The sequence below is a fragment of the Blautia sp. MCC269 genome (assembly GCF_018785655.1).
Lineage (GTDB): Bacteria > Bacillota > Clostridia > Lachnospirales > Lachnospiraceae > Blautia_A.
Genome location: NZ_WQQE01000018.1, coordinates 22071 through 41594 on the forward strand (window position 1 = coordinate 22071; position 19524 = coordinate 41594).

At 43.6% G+C, this 19524-nt stretch carries 14 protein-coding genes; 2 read left to right on the plus strand and 12 right to left on the minus strand.

Annotated elements, in window-relative coordinates; all coding sequences use genetic code 11:
- Positions 1-17: 17 nt before the first annotated feature.
- Genes GPK88_RS06660 through GPK88_RS06670 form a run of 3 tightly spaced genes read right to left on the minus strand, consistent with a single transcriptional unit; the run spans position 18 to position 4233 of the window.
- On the minus strand, positions 18-1664 hold the full coding sequence (locus GPK88_RS06660; RefSeq protein WP_173772343.1) for a glycoside hydrolase family 43 protein: 1647 nt from the start codon (positions 1662-1664) through the stop codon (positions 18-20).
- Between the two features lies 1 nt (position 1665).
- A complete protein-coding gene (locus GPK88_RS06665; protein WP_173772345.1) occupies positions 1666-2844 on the minus strand; it encodes a glycoside hydrolase family 5 protein in 1179 nt (392 codons plus the stop codon).
- An 18-nt stretch (positions 2845-2862) separates the two neighbouring features.
- Entirely contained in the window at positions 2863-4233 is a 1371-nt protein-coding gene (locus GPK88_RS06670) for an MFS transporter (RefSeq protein WP_173772347.1), read from the minus strand.
- Between the two features lie 148 nt (positions 4234-4381).
- On the opposite strand from GPK88_RS06670, the gene GPK88_RS06675 reads away from it, so the two are divergent.
- Complete coding sequence (locus GPK88_RS06675) at positions 4382-5230, plus strand: AraC family transcriptional regulator (protein ID WP_148448079.1); 849 nt, start codon at positions 4382-4384, stop codon at positions 5228-5230.
- 60 nt (positions 5231-5290) lie between these two features.
- Here GPK88_RS06675 and GPK88_RS06680 read toward each other — a convergent pair whose 3' ends face one another.
- From GPK88_RS06680 to GPK88_RS06705, 6 genes are all read right to left on the minus strand, one after another.
- Entirely contained in the window at positions 5291-6691 is a 1401-nt protein-coding gene (locus tag GPK88_RS06680) for a glycoside hydrolase family 1 protein (RefSeq protein WP_334292277.1), read from the minus strand.
- Between the two features lie 26 nt (positions 6692-6717).
- Positions 6718-8664 carry an oxidoreductase gene (locus tag GPK88_RS06685; protein WP_173762775.1) on the minus strand — a complete coding sequence of 649 codons (1947 nt, stop codon included), beginning with the start codon at positions 8662-8664 and terminating at the stop codon, positions 6718-6720.
- Between the two features lie 12 nt (positions 8665-8676).
- Positions 8677-9666: an ROK family protein gene (locus GPK88_RS06690; RefSeq protein ID WP_173772351.1), complete on the minus strand. Its 990-nt coding sequence runs from the start codon at positions 9664-9666 to the stop codon at positions 8677-8679.
- Entirely contained in the window at positions 9663-10532 is an 870-nt protein-coding gene (locus tag GPK88_RS06695) for an MBL fold metallo-hydrolase (RefSeq protein ID WP_173772352.1), read from the minus strand. Before GPK88_RS06695 ends, GPK88_RS06690 begins: the two co-directional genes overlap by 4 nt.
- 1 nt (position 10533) lies before the next feature.
- Entirely contained in the window at positions 10534-13332 is a 2799-nt protein-coding gene (locus GPK88_RS06700) for an alpha-L-rhamnosidase (RefSeq protein WP_173772355.1), read from the minus strand.
- Between the two features lie 138 nt (positions 13333-13470).
- Positions 13471-14892: an MFS transporter gene (locus GPK88_RS06705; protein WP_173762779.1), complete on the minus strand. Its 1422-nt coding sequence runs from the start codon at positions 14890-14892 to the stop codon at positions 13471-13473.
- A 237-nt stretch (positions 14893-15129) separates the two neighbouring features.
- Between GPK88_RS06705 and GPK88_RS06710 the strand changes: the two genes are divergently transcribed.
- Entirely contained in the window at positions 15130-16170 is a 1041-nt protein-coding gene (locus GPK88_RS06710) for an AraC family transcriptional regulator (protein ID WP_148448067.1), read from the plus strand.
- 154 nt (positions 16171-16324) lie between these two features.
- Here the strand turns inward: GPK88_RS06710 and GPK88_RS06715 are convergent, their stop codons facing one another.
- The 3 genes from GPK88_RS06715 to GPK88_RS06725 all read right to left on the minus strand — a co-directional run bounded on the left by GPK88_RS06715 (position 16325) and on the right by GPK88_RS06725 (position 19012).
- Positions 16325-17608 (minus strand): cytidylate kinase family protein, encoded by a 1284-nt coding sequence (locus GPK88_RS06715; protein WP_215707623.1) that lies wholly within the window; start codon positions 17606-17608, stop codon positions 16325-16327.
- 94 nt (positions 17609-17702) lie between these two features.
- Positions 17703-18125 carry a MarR family winged helix-turn-helix transcriptional regulator gene (locus GPK88_RS06720; RefSeq protein WP_148448063.1) on the minus strand — a complete coding sequence of 141 codons (423 nt, stop codon included), beginning with the start codon at positions 18123-18125 and terminating at the stop codon, positions 17703-17705.
- A 275-nt stretch (positions 18126-18400) separates the two neighbouring features.
- Positions 18401-19012: an ECF transporter S component gene (locus tag GPK88_RS06725; RefSeq protein WP_148448061.1), complete on the minus strand. Its 612-nt coding sequence runs from the start codon at positions 19010-19012 to the stop codon at positions 18401-18403.
- Between the last annotated feature and the right edge of the window lie 512 nt (positions 19013-19524).

Consider the following 19524-nt stretch of genomic DNA (forward strand, 5'->3'; position numbering starts at 1 on the left):
GCTTTTTTAATATCTTTTTACTCTACCATCCGGCTCTCATCTGCAATGTATTCGAAGAAGTCGAAGTCTGCACATTTTTTGTGGAGAACGCGGTCTGCACAGGTGATTCCCACCATGGTTCCTGTGAACTCTCCGTATTTGCAGTACTCATCAGAGAACCTTGTGGTATCAAAAATGCGTCCGATCTTTTCATAATTTTCTCCGTCATAGCTCCACTCAAACCAGGATTTTCTTCCCTCAATGTAGAGTCTCAGATAGATCGGTTTATCTTCTACCGGGATTCTGGTATTCAGGAACTCTGTTTTTTCTCCATTTTCCAGATGGATGATGGACAGGGCGCTCTGTCCCAGGGTTTCACTGTAATATTTCCGGAGATTGATGTAATTCATGTTGTCGTAATACAGGATCAGACCTGCGCTGTGCTGGTGTACTTCCGGTGTGAATTCCATTTTTGTGGTGATCCGTGCGTATACGCTTGTAAGCTTTCTGGCCAGGATACTTACTTTGTTGAGAGAGGTTCTGGATTCCTGTCCACGAAGGCGCACATAGCCTTTTCTTGCTTTCACATCTGCAAAACGCTGGGGCATGATCCTTGGAGAGTAATAGAAGTTCCCAAGCTCATCTCCGTCAAAATCATCAAAATCCGGAGTTTTTTCCACTGGGTATTCCGGAAGGGAAGTTTCCGGCACTTCAATTTTCGCCAGATTGCTTCCATCTGCCATGCGGAGCCAGTTATCTTCGGTCCACATCATTTTCTGAATGGCCGTCTCTCTTCCAAGTGTACAGCGAAGTTCCGGTACAAAAGGTCTGGAGCAGAGATGGACCAGATAAACTTCTCCTGTGGGAAGTTCCACATAGCTTCCATGACCGGATTTCTGAAGTACAGAGTCCGGATTATAGTACTTTGGTTTCAGATGGTCTGGATCCTGGCGCTCGTAGGATTCTCCCGGAACACTGGTAACGATGGGATTCTTCGGATCTTTTTCATATGGGCCCCAGACATTTTTGGAACGTCCCATGGTAACGCAGTGATTATATCCGGTGCCACCCTCTGCACACATGATATAGTAATACTCGCCTCGTTTTGTGAGATGCGGTGCCTCGATGCAGCCTCTGTCTGTACCGCCTCTCCAGATCCGCTTCGGATAACCGATGATCTCTTTTTTCTCAGGAGAATATTCTACCATACAGATAGCCCCTGGCTTCTCGTAGCCTTCCCTTGTTTCCCACTCCAGGGATACCACGTATTTTTTGCCGTTGGTGTCATGGAAAAGTGACGCATCAAAACCGGAGGAATGAAGGTAAACCGGCTCGCTCCACGGTCCGCGGATATCTTTTGCACAGATCAGGAAATTATCCACATCAAAATATCTGGCGTTCATGGAATTCATCACTCCATAGACAACGTAGAACATATCCTCTTCCTCGCAGTAGGTCAGGCAGGGCGCCCAGATTCCTTTTGCACTTGGAAGTTTCTTGAGATCTACTTTTTCATCGTCTGTAATTACGTGTGTGTACAGCTCCCAGTTTTTCAGGTCTCTGGAATGGTAGACCGGGATTCCCGGAAACCACTCAAATGTGGAAACTGCCATATAGTAATCGTCGCCTTTTCTGCAGATACAAGGGTCCGGATTAAAACCCGGAAGTATTGGATTTACGATCATTTTAACATCCTCCTTTATCAGCCGGAAACCAGCCAAAGTCATAACATCTTCCCAGATCCCAGCTGTCCCATCCGATCCATCCGGGAGTATTTACCGTATCAGTCAGAAGCTTGTAGCTCCAGTAATAATAACCGCTGCCTTTCTCCCAGAGTTCCAGCTGTGCCTTTGCAAGGGCTTCATAGATTTCTTTTTTCTTCTCCGATGAAAAGCTTTCCTGCCGGCTCCCTTCCACTCCGTTGAGCACGCTCTGGCCGCCTTTTGTGTCACAGCCGCAGGCAAGGGAGTTAAACAGACACCACTCGCCGCAGATCACCGGGAAATATTTTTCCATCTCTGTGATCTGTGGTTCCAGTTCTTCTCTGATATATTTCAGATAGCCTTCAATAGTCTGGCTGCATCCTCTGGCCTCCGCAACCATGAGATACTGATGGGTATCCAGGATCACATTGGAATATTTCTCTTCCTGCATGAAATCTTTCCATTCCATCAGTTCAAAGCCATCGTGGATCACAACGTACTTATCTTTTGGCATATAGGCACTGATACGGTCGTAGGCATCCAGATAAAACTGTCTCAGGAATTTCATTGTGATCGGTGCGGAGCCTTTTGCCATCTCCTGATCTGCCGGAGCATAACGGTTCTGGATATCCATGGTTTCCCACATATTTTCTGTGATGGGCTCATTTAACGGCTGGATTCCAAACAGGCCTTTTCTGTTTCCATATCTCTTTGCAAGACGTTCCAGAACGCTTAATGCAAACTCTACTTCATCAGGATTCTGTGCCCATTTGCACACACCGCTGATGCCTCCGTTGTCAAAACCGTTCTGGCTTAAGGGTACTGTATGAAGATCAATGAGAATGGTAAGTCCGTATTTTTCCGCCCAGTTAAAGGCCTTATCCAGTTCTTCGATGCAGCCGATAAATGGTTTCCGGTCGCCGAAGATAAAGTATGGCACCGGAATCCGGACAGACTCCATTCCCATGCTTTTTATGGTTACAAAATCACGCTCTGTAATGTATTCTGAACGATGGATCTTTATTCTTGCCTCATATGCCTCCGGGGAAAGCTGTGTGGGAAGATAATATTCATCCTCTGCGGTGGTTCCCTCAAATAATGCCGGACTCATCCATTTTTCCAGCACCAGCCAGTTTCCAAGATTAACGCCTTTGATGTTCACTCTCTCTGATCTCCTTTTCTATTTCTGTGCACGTGCCTTCAGATCTGCGATGATTCCATCGAATTCTTTATCCAGATGATAGAATTTCATGATCACAAGGCCGCAGGCATAAACAAGGATCGGAATCCATACGAAGCATACTTTGATGGACGTCAGTGCAGATTCTGTCTGTACTGCTGCTGTTCCAACATATCCGCCGATCTCAAGGATCAGACCAAGAAGTGCGGAACCGATTCCGTTACCGATCTTGTATCCGAAGCTGCAGGCACTGTTTACAAGTCCCTCTGTACGGCAGCCTGTTTTCCACTCACCATAATCAATGGTATCGGAAACCATAGCCCACATGGTAGCACCGCCGCAGGCATTACCGATTCCACGGATCACACTGGAAACCACGATGATCGCCATGGAACCGCCGGAAAAATTCAGTACCAGCATTCCCACAATATCCAGAACAAGACCAAGTGCAAATACATTTCTTTTTCCGAATTTTTTTACCAGCATGGAAATGAAGAACATGCCGCAAATCTGTACGATGTTAAAGATTCCGTTGATGGTACTTACCAGATTTTTATCGCCCAGGATATCTTTTGCATAGTATACCGTTGCTCCTCCGTTGACAGAATACATCAGGAAGAAAAGGGCAAGCATTCCTGTCATCATGATCCAGTATTTGTTCTTAAAAAGTGCTTTGATTCCTGTTACAAACGGTACATCTTCTGTCTGTACTTCACCTTCATTTTCTGCTGCCCGTACACGCTCTTTTGTTCCAAAGAAGGTACATAAAAATGCGGCGATCGCTACGAAACCGAATACTACGAATGTTTTTGTCCATGCTGCTGCATTGTTTCCGAAATATTCTACAAGCGGAAGTGTGAAGGTATTGATGGTCAGTGTTCCGGCTGTTGCCAGAAGATTACGGAAAATACTTAAAACAGATCTCTCATAGGGATCCTGTGTCATCAGCGCATTCAGTGCGGAATATGGCACGTTGATGGCTGTGTAGATCACTGTGGAAACAAGGTTGTATGTAATGAATACATATACAAGTTTCGGCGTGGAAGCCCAGGATGCAGGAACAGAAAACAGAAGAATTCCAGACACTGCAAAGGGAATACACATACGTAAGATCCAAGGCCTTGCTTTACCATATTTTGATCTTGTTCTGTCTACGATCACACCCATGATGATATCACTGACACCGTCAAAGATCCTGGAGACCATCATAATGGTTCCAACTGCCATTGCGCTTACATTCGCATAGTCTGTGTAGTAAAACAGAAGGAATGCAGACATCGCCGTGTAGATGATGTTACAGCCAAAATCACCACATCCATAAGAAAAACGCTCAAATATTTTTCCAAAGGTCAATTTACTCTTTTGATTCATATTTTTTTACCTCTCCCTGTTTTTTCTTTCGCTTTTCCATGGCCATGGAGCTTTGTTTTATGGTATTATACTATCATAATGATTCTGCACAGATTAGGTCAGAAAAGCTCTAATATATAGGTCGATATTCTCTTTTTAAGGAGGTTATATGGATAAAAACGGAATTTCCTATGAGATCATAGATTACTCAGGTATCACAAATGTCAAATTTTATACGTCCACAGATAATGGAAGCTACATTCCTTTCCACTGGCACCGGGCTGTTGAGATCATTTATATACAGGAGGGCGAACTGGATGTTATCGTGGAATCTTCCAGTCATACCCTCCACCCCGGAGATTGTATCCTGATCAATGCCAACATCATCCATTCCACAAAATGTACCGTTCCAAATAAAGCTATCGTTCTTCAGATTCCGCTGGATTTTATGGAAAAATATATTCCCAATGTCCAGCAGCTGGTATTTTTCTGGGACTATCAGACCAAAGATCCTGTTAAAAAGACAAAGATTGAAATGCTGAAAACCACCCTGGAACAGCTGCAGATCATTGATGATATCCGGCCGGATGGATTTATCCTGCGCTTTAACAGCCTGATCTTTGAACTTCTGTTCCAGCTGTACCACAATTTCCGTGTAAAAGTTTTTCAAAGTGATTTAAGCCAGCAGAAAAAAGATCTGGATCGGCTGAACCTTGTACTGAATTATATTTCTGAAAATTATAAGAGGCCCATTTCCCTGGATGAGATCGCAGGTGTCGCTTATCTCCAGACCGGATATTTCTGTCGTTTTTTTAAGAAAAAGATGGGGGTTACGTTTCTGGAATATCAGAATGAATACAGACTTTCTTTCATTTACAAAGATCTGATCAACACAAAAGCCCCCGTGCATGTGATCCTGGAACGCCACGGCTTCACCAATTATAAGCTGTTCCGCCGGATGTTCCAGGAACACTTCGGGTGCACACCTACGAAGGTACGGGAGAATATGAAGAAATAAATTTTCTTAAATATCAAAACTTCCGGGAGCTGGACAACATACTCCCGGAAGTTTTATTATCTATAGTTCCTGTCCATTGGTCTCAATCACATGCTTATACCAGTAGAAACTCTTTTTCTTATAACGCTTCATAGTTCCGCTTCCGTCATCGTTGCGGTCCACGTAGATGAATCCGTAACGTTTGCGAAGCTCTGCCGTGGATGCGCTGACAAGGTCGATGCATCCCCAGGTGGTGTATCCCATCAGATCCACGCCATCCATGACAGCCTCTTCCATCTGGCGGATGTGATCTCTGAGATAAGCGATGCGGTAATCGTCTTCTACGGTCATCTCGCCATCTGCACCCTGAATCAGCTGATCAAACGCACCAAGACCATTCTCCACGATAAACAGTGGTTTCTGGTAGCGGTCCCAGAGTGTGTTCAGAATATAGCGAAGTCCCTTCGGATCGATCTGCCAGCCCCAGTCGCTGGCTTTCAGATACGGGTTTGGCACACCGCCCAGAAGATTTCCCTCTCCCCGGACATTTTTTTCCGGATCTGCTGTGGCACAGACACTGACATAATAACTGAAGGAAACAAAGTCTACGGTGTTTTTCAGGATTTCCATATCCTCATCCGTCACAGAAATGCTGATGCCGTTTTCCCGCATATAACGTTTCGCATATCCCGGATAGCAGCCGCGGACATGGACATCTGCGAACATCATGTTCTTGTGATCCTGTTCCATGGCAGCAAGAACATCCGAGGGATCAGGTGTCAGCGGATATACCGGCATACTTAAGATCATACAGCCGATCTTGAAATCCGGATTGATCTCATGACCGATCTTGGTCGCCCAGGCGCTGGCTACAAGCTCATGGTGAACTGCCTGGTAAAGATCACTCTGGGAAAATTTTTCTTTCGGCGTATTGATCCCGCCGCTCATAAATGGAGATTCCAGGATGGAGTTGATCTCATTAAATGTGAGCCAGTATTTTACCTTATCTTTATAACGGTTGAAAACTGTAGTCACATACCGTTTATAAAATCCGATGAGATCACGGTTTACCCAGCCGTCATAATGCTCTGCAAGATAAAGCGGAGTCTCATAATGAGATAAGGTTACCAGGGGCTCGATCCCGTATTTTCTGCACTCGTCAAACAGATCATCATAGAACTTAAGGCCTGCCTCATTGGGAGTTTCCTCATCCCCCTTCGGGAATATCCTGCTCCAGGCAATGGAAGTACGGAATACCTTAAATCCCATCTCTGCAAACAGCTTGATATCTTCTTTGTAATGGTGGTAAAAATCAATTCCTACCAGCTTCATATTGTCTTCTGTGGGTGCTTCCGTCCTCGGGCCTTTGATCCCGTGAGGAAGGACATCCTGGATGGAAAGTCCTTTGCCGTCCTCGTTGTATGCACCTTCACACTGATTGGCAGCTACTGCGCCGCCCCATAAAAAATTCTTGGGAAACATTTTTTTCATTCCTTTCCTTCCGGACATCAGATATCCAGCGCTGCGTGATAACCCCAGTATACTGCATTGGTGATGGTGGAAACTCTGCTTACATCACCGATCACAGCCACGTATGGCGCACAGTCACGAAGCTCATCCACAATGTCGGTTCTGGATCTCTGACCCAGGGCACAGATAATGGTGTTTCCAGGAACCAGAACTTTTTTGCCCTCTTTATCCTCACACCATACGCCTTCTTCGGTTACCTCGAGGCCCTTGTATCCTGTATAAACTTCTGCGTATTTGTCAATCTCTTTCAGAAGAAGCGGTCTGTGTCTTACATTGGCATCCGGTGCAAGAACATCTCTCATCTCCACAATGCGGACTTTCTTTCCTTCCATTCCGAGGTGGATGGCACACTCGCATCCTGCAAGGCCGCCGCCAAAGACAACTACCTCATCTCCTACTTTTTCTTTCTCTTTATAGTAGTTGTTTACGATTACCACATTTTCTCCGTTCAGTCCCGGGATTGGAGGTACCAGCGGTCTGGAACCTGCCGCGATGATCAGTGCATCTGCGTTTTCCTTTTCCGCATACTCTTTTGTCACCGGTGTGGATGTACGGATCTCCACGCCTGCTTTTCTTGCAAGAAGCTCGTAAGTTCCTGCAAGCTCATACATCTCATGCTTAAATGGAAGGGCCTGCTCGCTTTTCAGGATTCCGCCCACAGTATCCTCTTTTTCACAGAGGATGACCTGATGTCCTCTTCTTGCCGCTGTGTAAGCTGCATACAGACCTCCCGGGCCGCCGCCTGCTACCAGGACTTTTTTCCTAACAGGTGCCAGCTGTACTTCATCCCCTTCCATCTCACGTCCGATCAGCGGATTGACGGTACATCTTCTTGTGGAAGTTGCCGCTCTTTCTGCCATGCAGGTAAAGCATCTTAAACACTTTACGATCTCCTCGTCTCTGTTTTCCATGACCTTTCTCGGAAGGAAGGGATCTGCAAGAAGTGCTCTTGCCATGTAAACAATATCGGCTTTTCCTTCTGCAATGATCTGTTCCATCTGTGCAGGATCATTCAGGCCACCGATGGTTGCAACCGGAATGGACACATGTTTCTTGATCTCAGCCGCAAGGTAAACGTTGCAGCCATGCTCCTTAAACATGGATGGATGGGTGTCACCAAAACCTCTCTGATAAGTTCCTGCAGAAACATGAAGAAGATCGATATACGGCTCCAGAACTTTTGCGATCTCCACACCGTCTTCCAGTGTGTAGCCGCCTTCAAAAAGTTCAGAACCGCTCATACGGAACTCGATGGGGAATCCAGGTCCCACACCTTCACGGACTGCCTTCAGAACCTCCACTGCAAAACGACAGCGGTTTTCAAGGCTTCCGCCATACTCATCGATACGCTTGTTAAAATACGGAGAAAGAAACTGGTTGATCAGCCAGCCATGTCCGCCGTGGACCATGATCATCTCAAAACCTGCTCTTTTTGCCAGGGACGCGGTCTCTTTATAGGAAGCTACGATCTCGTCGATCAGCTCTTTTGTGAGGGCTTTTACCTCCACGCCATCCGGACGGACAGTATCAGACGGGCCCCACTGGTTCATGGATTTCTGTCTGGATTTATCTGTCATATAAGTTCCTGCATACATTCCGGAATGGGAAAGTTCAATGCTCGGGATGGCACCGTGACGGCGGATGGCGTCTGCAGTATAAGTTGCGGATGCCAGGGAATTCAGGATGGATGTGTCCAGATGATAGGCATGGGAGCCATCGGTTTTCGGATGTACCATACACTCGCTGACTGTTACGGCACCTGCACCGCCTTTTCCTCTCAGTTCATAAAAGGCTGTAGATTTCGGGCCGATACATCCATCGTTTGTAATATCTGTTCCGCCCATCGGAGCAGAAAACATACGGTTTCGAAATGTTACACGTCCAATCTGGATCGGTTTGCATAAGTTTGGATATTTTCGGATCATAATTACCTCCTGTTATTCTGTAAGGAGAGCTCTCAAATATTCGCCCTCTCTTCTGTTTTCAAGCAGTTCCATGAGTTCATTTACTTTTTCAAGACTGATCTTTTTCTCTCTTGCTTTCATATGTACATAAACAGCACCGATCAGGTTTGCGTCATTGTAAAAACGGCAGCTTGTCACCTCCGGGACCGGAAGTGTCCAGGGATACATGCCGTTGATCTTTGCAAGTTCTTCACGGATCAGCTGAAGAAGCAAAGGCTGTTCACTGATCCCGCCGCCTACTGCGATTTTTTCCGGATCGAACATGTACTGGCAGTTGTGGATGTGGATAGCCAGTTTTTTGGCATGGTTCCGGATTCCTGCCAGAGCTTTGTCATTACCCTGGTTTGCAAGGGAGAACGCTTTTTCCCCGTTTAATTCTTCTACAGGTATGCCGGTTTCTACGGATACACTGTTAAGCAGTGCCTGGGCACCGGCTGTTTCTGCAAGACTGTTGGACATTTTGTAGTCATCCTTGCTGTCTGTGATCACATAGTTGAATTCCCCTGCCATGAAATTTTTGCCACTTACGATCTCACGGTTAACGATCACGGCACCGCCTACTGCTGTTCCGCAGACAACAACGATAGCATTCTGGCAGTCCTTTAAAGATCCCTGCCAGATTTCGGCCAAGGCTGCACATTTGGCATCGTTTTCCACAGTTACCGGAATCCCGACTTTTTTCTCCAGAATCTCTACGATATTTACATTGCTGATGCAGAAAAGACTTCCGCCGGTGTACATAAAGCCTTTTTTGGAATCAATGATCCCCGGCATGCTTAAGGCAATTCCTTCAATCTCATACTGCCCTTTGATTCTGTCACAGATATCTGTCAGAGACTGGATAAATATTTCCAGAGAATCCTGTTTTGTGGGGGTTTTGTCTTTTTCCAGGATGGAACAGTTCTCAGTGATCACTGCATATTTGATAAATGTTCCTCCTACATCAATCGCCAAGTAATTCATGGTGTCACCTCTTTTTTGCGGATTTTTTCTTTGCTGTAGATGATGTTTCCTTCGCCGCCGTCCAGACGGTTGAAATATTCATTGGCTTTTTTTGCAACAAAGGCCTGCTGCCCCATAAAGTTAAAGGGAACATCATCTGCCTGATCTTTCATGATCGTATCGCAGACTTCGATCACACTGTGGATCATATCTTTGGAAGCCCAGATCACATGATGGCAGAGACAGGTTGTGTCAAAACGCCCCTCCAGCCTGTTCTGGATCTGAAGCAGATTTTCCCTGTATTCTTCCACTGTAAGGGAATTCTCATCAAAAAGGAATGTTGCATTATTGCAGGCATCTCCAAGGATCAGGATCTTTTCTTCCGGAATCAACATGACCATGGTTCCTGGAGTGTGCCCCGGGAGGGCATAGGTTTCCACGGAAATCCCTCCCAGGTCAAATCTGTCACCATCTTTCAGATTTTTAAAAGTCATCGGTGCAGGCGGCAGAAAGGTCTCTTCCAGTCCTTCCGGCATCTGGCCGCCAAGTCCTGCCAGTACATATCCTTTTCTGTTTTCTATGGAATTCATCCCCAGATAAACTTGGGTATCTGCATGGTTCATGTAGATCTCACATTCTTTTTTTCCATCGTTCCCGGTGAATTCCGGAGCTCCCATTGCATGATCCACGTGACCATGGGTAAGAAGTACTGTAAGAGGTTTCTCCGTAAGTTTTTCCACAAAATCCCGAAGGTTTCCGGCTCCCACACAGGTATCAATCAGCAGGGAGCGTTCCGATCCGTTTACCAGATACATGATCTCACCGGTGAGACTCAGGATTGCTGTGACTCTGTCGTTTACTTTTTCTGCTCTGTAAAAATCGGCCATTTTATTCTTCCTCCATATCAAGAAGTTTGGATAACTCTGTTCGAAGATTATCCACGATTTCTCTGGTAAATCCCATATAAAACAGTTTTTCCAGACTCTGGATACTCTCGTAAAAATAATCCTGATTTCCGGTAGAAAGGAAATACATCAGCATTGGAGATACTCTCTCGATCACTTTCATAGCCTCCGGATCATGCATCATATCCTTAAACATGGTTTTGTTATTATAGCGCTGGCGAAGATCTTCTGTGGGACAATATTCATAGTGATAATTTCCGGCTTCCACTTCCATCACTTCCCCTTCATAGAACGGAAGTCCGATCACTGCACTGCATCCAAATGGAACCTGGATATCTACTGTTACTTTTCCGTTCTTCAGGATTTCCCAGTTTACTTTGTATTCGCCATATGCAGAGTCATAAGTCATATGCATATATTTCAGTTTTCCGTTCATCAACGGTGTGATCAGAGCTTTTTTAAAGCCAGGCTCCAGGGCTTTTAAGCCAGCCACATCTCTGTAGAGATATTCTACAACAGAGCCATAAGAATAATGGTTCAGGGAGTTCATCATCGTACCGCTTAAATGCCCGTCATCCAGAACGGAATTCCATCTTTCCCAGATTGTTGTTGCTCCAAGATTGATGCAGTGCATCCATCCCGGATAATCTTCCTGAAGAAGGAAATAAAAAGCGTCTTCCTCGAATCCGTTTTCGGCGAGAACCCTGCAAAGGATCGGTGCCCCTGTAAATCCGCCCTTTAATTTGTAGCAGTCTTTGTAAAATCTTGCTTTCAGTCCTGCCACAACAGCTTCTTTTTCTCTGTAGATCCCGGAATATAAAGCTACAATATATCCAGTCTGGGAATCAATTGCCAGACGTCCCGTTTCTGTAAAATATTCCCGGATGATCGCTTCTCTGATCTTCTGATAGAGGTCATCATAATAACGCTTATCCTCTTCATAGCCGAGAATTTCTGCTGCTTTTGCAGTCTTCTGCACAGACATTGCATAGTAGTTGGAGCCAATATAATAGGCATCTGTTCCACCTTCCATGCTCTGCTCGGTTCTTCCGTCAAGTGCAAGCCAGTCACCCAGCTGATTTCCGAAATCATAAAGATATTTCTGTCCTCTTGCCTGGTCTTCCCTGGTGATCTTATCCACCCAGTCCTTCATCATCGGATAACTGGATCTCAGCATTTCTGTATTTCCTGAATGTTCATAAACCACCATTGGAAGGAATGTGGCAATGTCTCCCCATACACTGGAAAAGATCGGTCCGTTTGGATCAAGTACCGGAATCACTCCCGGAAGGATTCCATCGTATTTTACCTGCTCATTTCGAAGGTCGTGGATGAATTTCTGATAAAAAGCTGTAGTGTCCATATTAAAACTTGCTGTTCCGGCAAATACCTGAGCATCCCCGGTCCAGCCAAGTCGTTCATCCCTCTGTGGGCAGTCTGTAGGAAAGTCCACAAAATTTGATTTCTGTCCCCAAAGTGCATTGAGGAACAGTCTGTTTACTCCCTTATGGCCTGTTTCCACATATCCGGTCCTATTCATCTTTGAGTAAACTGCTTTTCCTGTAAAATCTTCTGCATTTACTTCTCCCGGCCATCCTGTCACACGCACATAACGGAATCCAAAATATGTAAAAGAAGGACGTACCAGCTCCTCCCTGCCATCAGATACATATACAAACTGAGATTTTGCAGCACGGTAATTTTCATTATAAAAATTGCCATCCTGGAGAATTTCGCCATGATCAAATATAATTCTGGTTCCTTTTGTCAGGTGATTTTTAAATGTTACATATCCGGCAAAATTCTGTCCGAAATCCAGGACTGTTTCTCCTGCCGGTGTATGGATCACTTCTTTTACCGGCATATCTTCCATTTCCATTACAGGAAGGCTGTATCTGGCAACCAGTTTTCCTTCTGCCGCTGTAAGAACTGCCGGTCTTGCCTGATTTTCTTTTTCTTCCCATAACAGATGGTTAATGATCTCGCCGTCATAAATTCCATCATCTTCCACATCAGAACCAATATAGTTCCAGGTTTCATCTGTTCCGATCACCTGAATTTCGCCATCTTCATAGATCAGCCGAAGTTCTGCGATCAGTTTAAAGGTATCACCAAAATTATTACTCTGACTGTTCAGTCCGAATTTTCCCTTATACCAGCCATTTCCCAGCGATACGGCCAGCTGGTTTTCTGCTGTTTTCTGCATTTCTGTATGGTTATCAATATTTTTAATATCTTCTGTAACATCAAATGTAAGGTACTGTTCTTCATCGTGATAATTGCTGTAATAAGGAGTCAGAACTTCTTCTCCGACTTTTTTTCCGTTTAATTTTGCCTCAAAAAGTCCAAGACCGCAAATATAAAGTCTGGCTGAAGCAGTTTTTTTCTTTACTTCAAAGTTTTTTATAAAGAGAGGATGAAAAGTATCTTCTTTTTCTGTTGTGATCCATTTTCCCATCCATGGATCATCCATCTTTCCGGTTTCAAAATATGCAGGTTCTGAAACAGCTGTTTCTCCTTTATCGTTTGTGACGGTTACTTTTACATAATATCTTGTATATGCACTCCTGGTAAACTCCAGTTTTTCTGCCGCGCTGTTAAGATCTTTTCCTTCTTTTTCCCAGAGAATCTCTGAAAAATCTTCTTTCAAAGATACTTCTATTTTTGCATTCTGCTGTCTTCTGGCAGATGTCTCACGAACTTTCCATGATACACATACGGTCTCAAAGTCAAATCCCACCGGATTTTCCATGCCATTGATTCTTATATTTGCAACTTTCATATATTTATATTTCTCCTCTTACTCTGGAATATCCACGATCACAACTTCAGAAACGCCCCCAAAGACTAGAATGTATGTCTAATTTTCGGAGGCGCAAGCAGTTTTCTCTGCTTTTTCTCAGTTATTTATTTATCAGCTTTATTCAGCTGCTTCCATTTTCTTTAAATCTCTCTCGCAATGATACAGGATTACCATCAGTACAAAGATAGCGATTACCATGATAAATGGCAGCCAGTTGTACAGGAAGTTAATTGCTGTGGAAACACTTTCCGGCTGTGCGATGCCCTGTGCATCCAGAGATCCGTCATAGCCTGCACCATTGAGAACCCAGCCAAATACAGCTGTTCCAAGTCCGAGACCGATCTTCTGTGCTGCAGAAACACCGGCATTTCCAAGGCCAACGGTATCAATTCCTGTTTTCTTTGTTCCGTATGTAATGGTATCTGCAACCATTCCAAGTGCCATACCGCCGGCCATCCCAACGCCGCAACCTTTCAGTACATTGAAGATGATCATTACGATCGTGCTGGAACCGCCGAAAACAGCGAATCCAAGGAATCCAAGTCCCATAACTACCATTCCAGCTTCATAAACAGCTGTTTTTCCAAACTTTTTCATAAATGCAGGTGTTACAAACATGACTGCAAACTGTGCAATGGAAATGGAGTTGGATACCCAGCTGTACTGTCCCATATCATAGAGAACGTACTGACAATAATATACATTTCCCATTGCATACATGATGATTACGAAAAATACTACAAAACTTGCAACTGTTACGATCACCCAGTATTTGTTCTTAAAAAGTGCTTTTACAGTTTCCCATGTGCCTGCTTCTCTGCCTGCACTTGCTGATTTCTGAGTATCTTCCTCTGCGCTTTCAGCAGAATGTATTCTCTCTTTTGTTGAGAAAACACTGAAGAAAGTAATTACGATCATTGCGATGCAGTAGATTAACATTGTGATCGTAAATGCTCTCTGTGTATAAATGGTTTCTGTACTGCTTGTAAAGATTCCAAGTAAGGTAACAAATGTTGAGTTTACAACTACATTTCCAAGTGTCTGGAAAATCTGCTGGATATTTCCAAGAAATCCTCTCTCATAAGGATTTGCTGTCATCAATGAGATCATGGAATAATACGGTACCAGCATTCCTGTAAGGCATACAGCATTTACAATGTTATACATCAGGAAAATATATACATACTGTGCCATTTCCGGGAAGTTCTGCGGTACAAAAAACAACAGCATCGTGGTGATTCCAAATGGAATACACATTCGTAACAGCCAGGAACGGCCTTTTCCAAGTTTTGACTTTGTACGGTCTACCATACGTCCTACGATCACATCTGAGATTCCGTCAAAGATTTTGGATACTGCAAAAATTGTGGCAATGATACCTGCGTTCAGTCCTACTGTACTGGTAAAATAAATCGTCAGAAAAGAACCAATGATACCATTGATCATATTAAAGGCAAATCCGCCTGTTCCGTAACCGATACGTTCGCTCCATGCCAGGCTGGCATTGGGATCGTTGTGTTTACTTGCCAAACTAAACATATCTCTTTCTCCTTTTCCCTTTTTCTTTTGATGGGTTTTCTGCATCTTCCGTGTTTTCTGCTCTTATAAAATTACTTTTATTTATCACCTTCTGTCATTCTTGTGTTTTCCTGTTGATAGTGATATTATCAGAAATAAGGGAACAGGATAACGTCTTTAAACGACATATAGTTTATCCTTTTCGGACATATATGTGTTTCCTGTTGAAGCTTGTCGACAAGTAATTTAGGTGATTTTATGAAAGAATACAAAAGTTTAACAGAACTGATTCCTGAAATGGAACCTGATGAAATATTTTATAAACGGATTTTTCTGGAATATCCGGAGGCTCATCTGGACCAGGCACATACAGTGGAAGAAATAGAAAAACTCTGTCCGGAAGCATCTTCCCATGCAGCAGCCGGTTTTACTTATCATCCGGGAAATGCTCTGGATGAAACCATTCTTCCTTCTGATGAAGATACGATCATTTTCCGCCACAACCGATATTCTCCTGCGTTTTTACATTCTCACACTTTTTTTGAGATGATCTATGTGCTTCGTGGAACCTGTGAAAATATATTTACTTCTCATACGATTTCCATGCAGGCTGGTGATATCTGTATTGTGGCACCTTCCATCATCCATGCTTTAAGTGCATTTAGCGATGACTGCGTGATCTATAATTTTCTGATAAAGAGCCAGACTTTTGAAGCTGTATTCTTAAATTCGCTTCCTAAATATGGTACTTTACATGATTTTTTCAGCCGTGCACTTTATTCTCCCGGTTCTCAGTTTTATCTGTATTTTAAATCCGGAAAGGACCCACAGCTTGTAAATTTATTCAAAAAAATCCTGAAGGAATACCGGGCGCAAAAACGGTACAGTCCTTCTATGATAAACGCTCTGCTTGAAATCTTCTTTATCTGTCTTCTCAGAAACCATGAGAAAAACATGATCGTACCAAACCCGGCAGGAAAGAAGCAGGAAAAAAATATTATTTTTATACTAAAATATATTGAACTTCATTACGCAACGCTCACCCTTCCGGAGCTGGCTTCTTTTTTTAATTACAGCGAACGGCAGCTGACCCGAATCCTGAAAAACTATACAGGACAGACTTTTTCCTCTCTTATCCAGAATATCCGCCTGTCCAGAGCGGCGGAGCTGTTAAAACAGCCGGACCGTTCCGTCACTGCTGTTATGGAAGAAATCGGTTATTCCAACATTACACACTTCTACAAAATATTTGAGAAAAAGTTCCATATGACGCCTGCGGAGTACCGGAATACCTTATAAAACCTGTATGTGTTTCTATATGTAAGAAAAGAAAAAGCCTTATAATATTACTGTAAATGATAGGTCTGATATGTCCTAAAATCTGACTTTTTAAATTGCCAGTCTTTGAGTAACTATACTATTTACAGCAAATATAATAAGGCTTTCTATGTTTTTACAGTTTCATAGCACCGCGGATGCAGCTCTCAATATACTCTTCACCCAGATCTGTATTCAGGCTGAGATCAAAATTTCCTGCTGCGCCCCACATACGGCGTGTGTAATAACGGTAGTTGTCTGCGCGGAGTTTTTCGTTTTTCTGGACAACAGCTCTTGCTTCTTTCTCGGAGATGTTCTGTCTCCTTGCTACTCTTTTGATCCTACTTTCCAGTGGCGCGGAGAAGAATACTTTCAGGCAGTTTGCGGAATTTCTGAGAACGTAATCTGCACAGCGGCCTACGATGACGCAACTGCCTTTTTCCGAAAGATCACGTACGACCTGACATTCTGCTTCAAAAATCTTGTCCTTCGATGCTTCGTCCTGCATATCTGTGTTCAGATACATCTGATTGACCAGATCGTAGAGAAGGCTGTTTGTCATGATCTCCTCATTTTTCTTAATGAATTCCGGTGTGTAGCCTGTGGTTCCTGCTGTCATCTGGATGATCTCTGCATCATAGAAATCGTAGCCCAGCTTTTCTGCGAGTGCCTTGCCCATATCGTGGCCACCGCTTCCAAACTGCCTTCCAATGGCGATGACATTTTTTCCATAAGTTCCTGCTGTCTGCTCGTTTGCTTCGCTCTCGTTTTCCACAGATGCTGTTTCCAGGAAGATCATGTCTTTCAGGAATGCAAGTTTCTTTCCGATGAGTCTGGCAATAAAGCCTACCAGAAGGGCTGCGATAACCGTACCTTCTCTCACGCCGTCCAGTCTTCCTGCGAATACGAAGGAAAGTACTGCAGCGATCACTGCCATGGATACGTCAAAACAGATCTTGGTTGTTCCGAAGTTTGTTTTCCATGTGAGGACAATGGCGCGGACAAAGGATTCTCCAGGAAGCATAACAACGTCTGCCAGAACTTCCATATATACACCGACACCAAGAATCAGACATCCGATGAGCAGGTATACGATCTTCATGACATACGCTTCCGGGTTGACCCAGGAAAAAAGGATCATGGTGAGATCGATAAAATATCCAAATATGATGGATACCGGAATCTGAAGGATGTGCTCCAGTTTAAAGTTCTTTCTCAGGATGATCAGCTGCAGCACGATCAAAAAAATACTGAAAAAAATGGTAAAGTTTCCAAGTGTAAATGGAAAATTCAGGCTTAACACATAGGGAATCGATGAAATCGGTGAAGTTCCCAGGTTTGCCTTGGTGATCAGACTGACTCCCAGGGAGTTTACAAACAGTCCCACCAGAAATATCAAGTATCGTTTTAGTTTCTCCATTATTTTTTGTCTCCTCCTCGTTGTACAGATTTTAATCGGATAATTATGCCTATGCAGCCATTATCCGGTTATCATAAAGCGGACCTCCGCCTGTTTATTTTATCTCAGCAAGATTTCTGTAGATCCTGTGAAATATCTCCATAAATACTTTCTGCTCTTCTTCTGAAATATTGTTTAAGGCCGTTTCTTCAATCTTTTCAAAAGTTTCTTCTACCAGCTTCTGATTTTTCTTTCCGGATTCTGTCATAAAAATATGAAAGGTACGACGGTTTCCGTTAAGCATTTTTCTCTCGATCAACCCTTTTTCTTCCATACGATTCAGGATCGATGTCAGGGATCCTGCTTCAATCAGGCATCCTGCCGCAATTTCCTTCTGGCTGGCGCCGTCGTGATCTTTCAGGTAATCCAGGACTTTGGGCTGACCCAGGGTAAGGCCTGTATCTTTCAGCTGTTCCATCAGTTTTTTCTGGACCATCATGTGGTTTGCCATGGACAGATAGTGAAAGGAATCGTTCATATATCTTTCTCCCTTTTTTAATAGTTATAATTCAAACGTTTAGAATTATAACTATATTGATGGCGTATGTCAATATTATTTTTAAAATATGTTGGAATTCTGTACAAAAAAGAGAGCTTTTTTTATTTCAGTCTGCACAAAATATAGGAAAAATCGTAAGGACAAACGTATAAATAAAATGATCCTCTGCCTGCATAAAAAAACAGCGAAATGGATATTCGTTTCCATTTCACTGTTTAATGTTTTTTCTGTTAATAAGTTTGTGTTATGTTGTTTTATGCAACTTGATTCTTGTTGTTGGTAACGGTGATCAGATGGCTCTTGATCAGTACCGGACGTACTGCGTTGTAGATGATTGCTACCAGGATTACAGATACCACTGCATTGATGAAGGTTGCTGCCGCACTCATTTTTGCAAGTGCCTGTGCAAGCTCCTGAGGCTGTCCTAAAATGTACTGTTTGTAAAAATATCCTACGATAGGATCTGCTACTACGTTAAATGCCAGTCCTGCGATGGATGCGATCACGCTCCATTTGAATACATATTTCTTATCTGTACTTTCGTTGATCTTTGCAACTTTGTGTGCTACAAGACCTACGATCAGACCGATACAGAATTTCAGTACAAAAGTTTTTGGTGCTCCTGTGATGTAAACAGGGTCCATAATGTCTGCGATTCCCATTCCGATTGCTCCGGAAAGGCCTCCGTATACACCGCCCAGAAGCAGTGCTGCCAGTACACAGAATGCGTTTCCGATATGGATGGATGTTGCATCTCCGCCTGGTACTGGGATCTTGATCTGCAGGAATGTGAAGGATACGTAGCATAAAGCTGCTAATAATGCAGTTTCTGCAAGTTTGACTACTGTGTTGTTCTGTGTGTTCATAATAATTCCCCTCTCGTGTTTTGTTATTACTTTAGTGTGTGAATAATTTAGTGTATGAATGTAATAACACGGGTGTTATGGTACTGCTTGTTTGGGTGTATTACAAGGGGCAATTTTTATGTTTTTTTAGGGGACAGTTTTTTGTGGTAATAAAAAAAGCGGCTGTTTTAGCCACTTTCTTTGGTATTGTATATTCAAAACTACATACATGTTTGTTGATGGTTAATCTTTTTGAATCAAGTTTTACCTGCGTGCCGATTTGCCTTTTTTTCACGGGCTCGCAGCTAAAGCTGCATCGCCTGTTTTTTTAGGCTACTCCAGCGGTGGTCATCTCACGACTCCGTCGTTCGATGTCATTTGCTTCGCAAATGTCCAGGAATCATCATGAATGCCTCTCCACAAGCAAGCTTGTTCCGATTCATTCCTGCTGTTTCCTGCCCGCTTCCTCGGCTAGTTGGTCAAGCCCTCACCCGATTAGTAACAGTCAGCTCCATGTGTTACCACACTTCCAC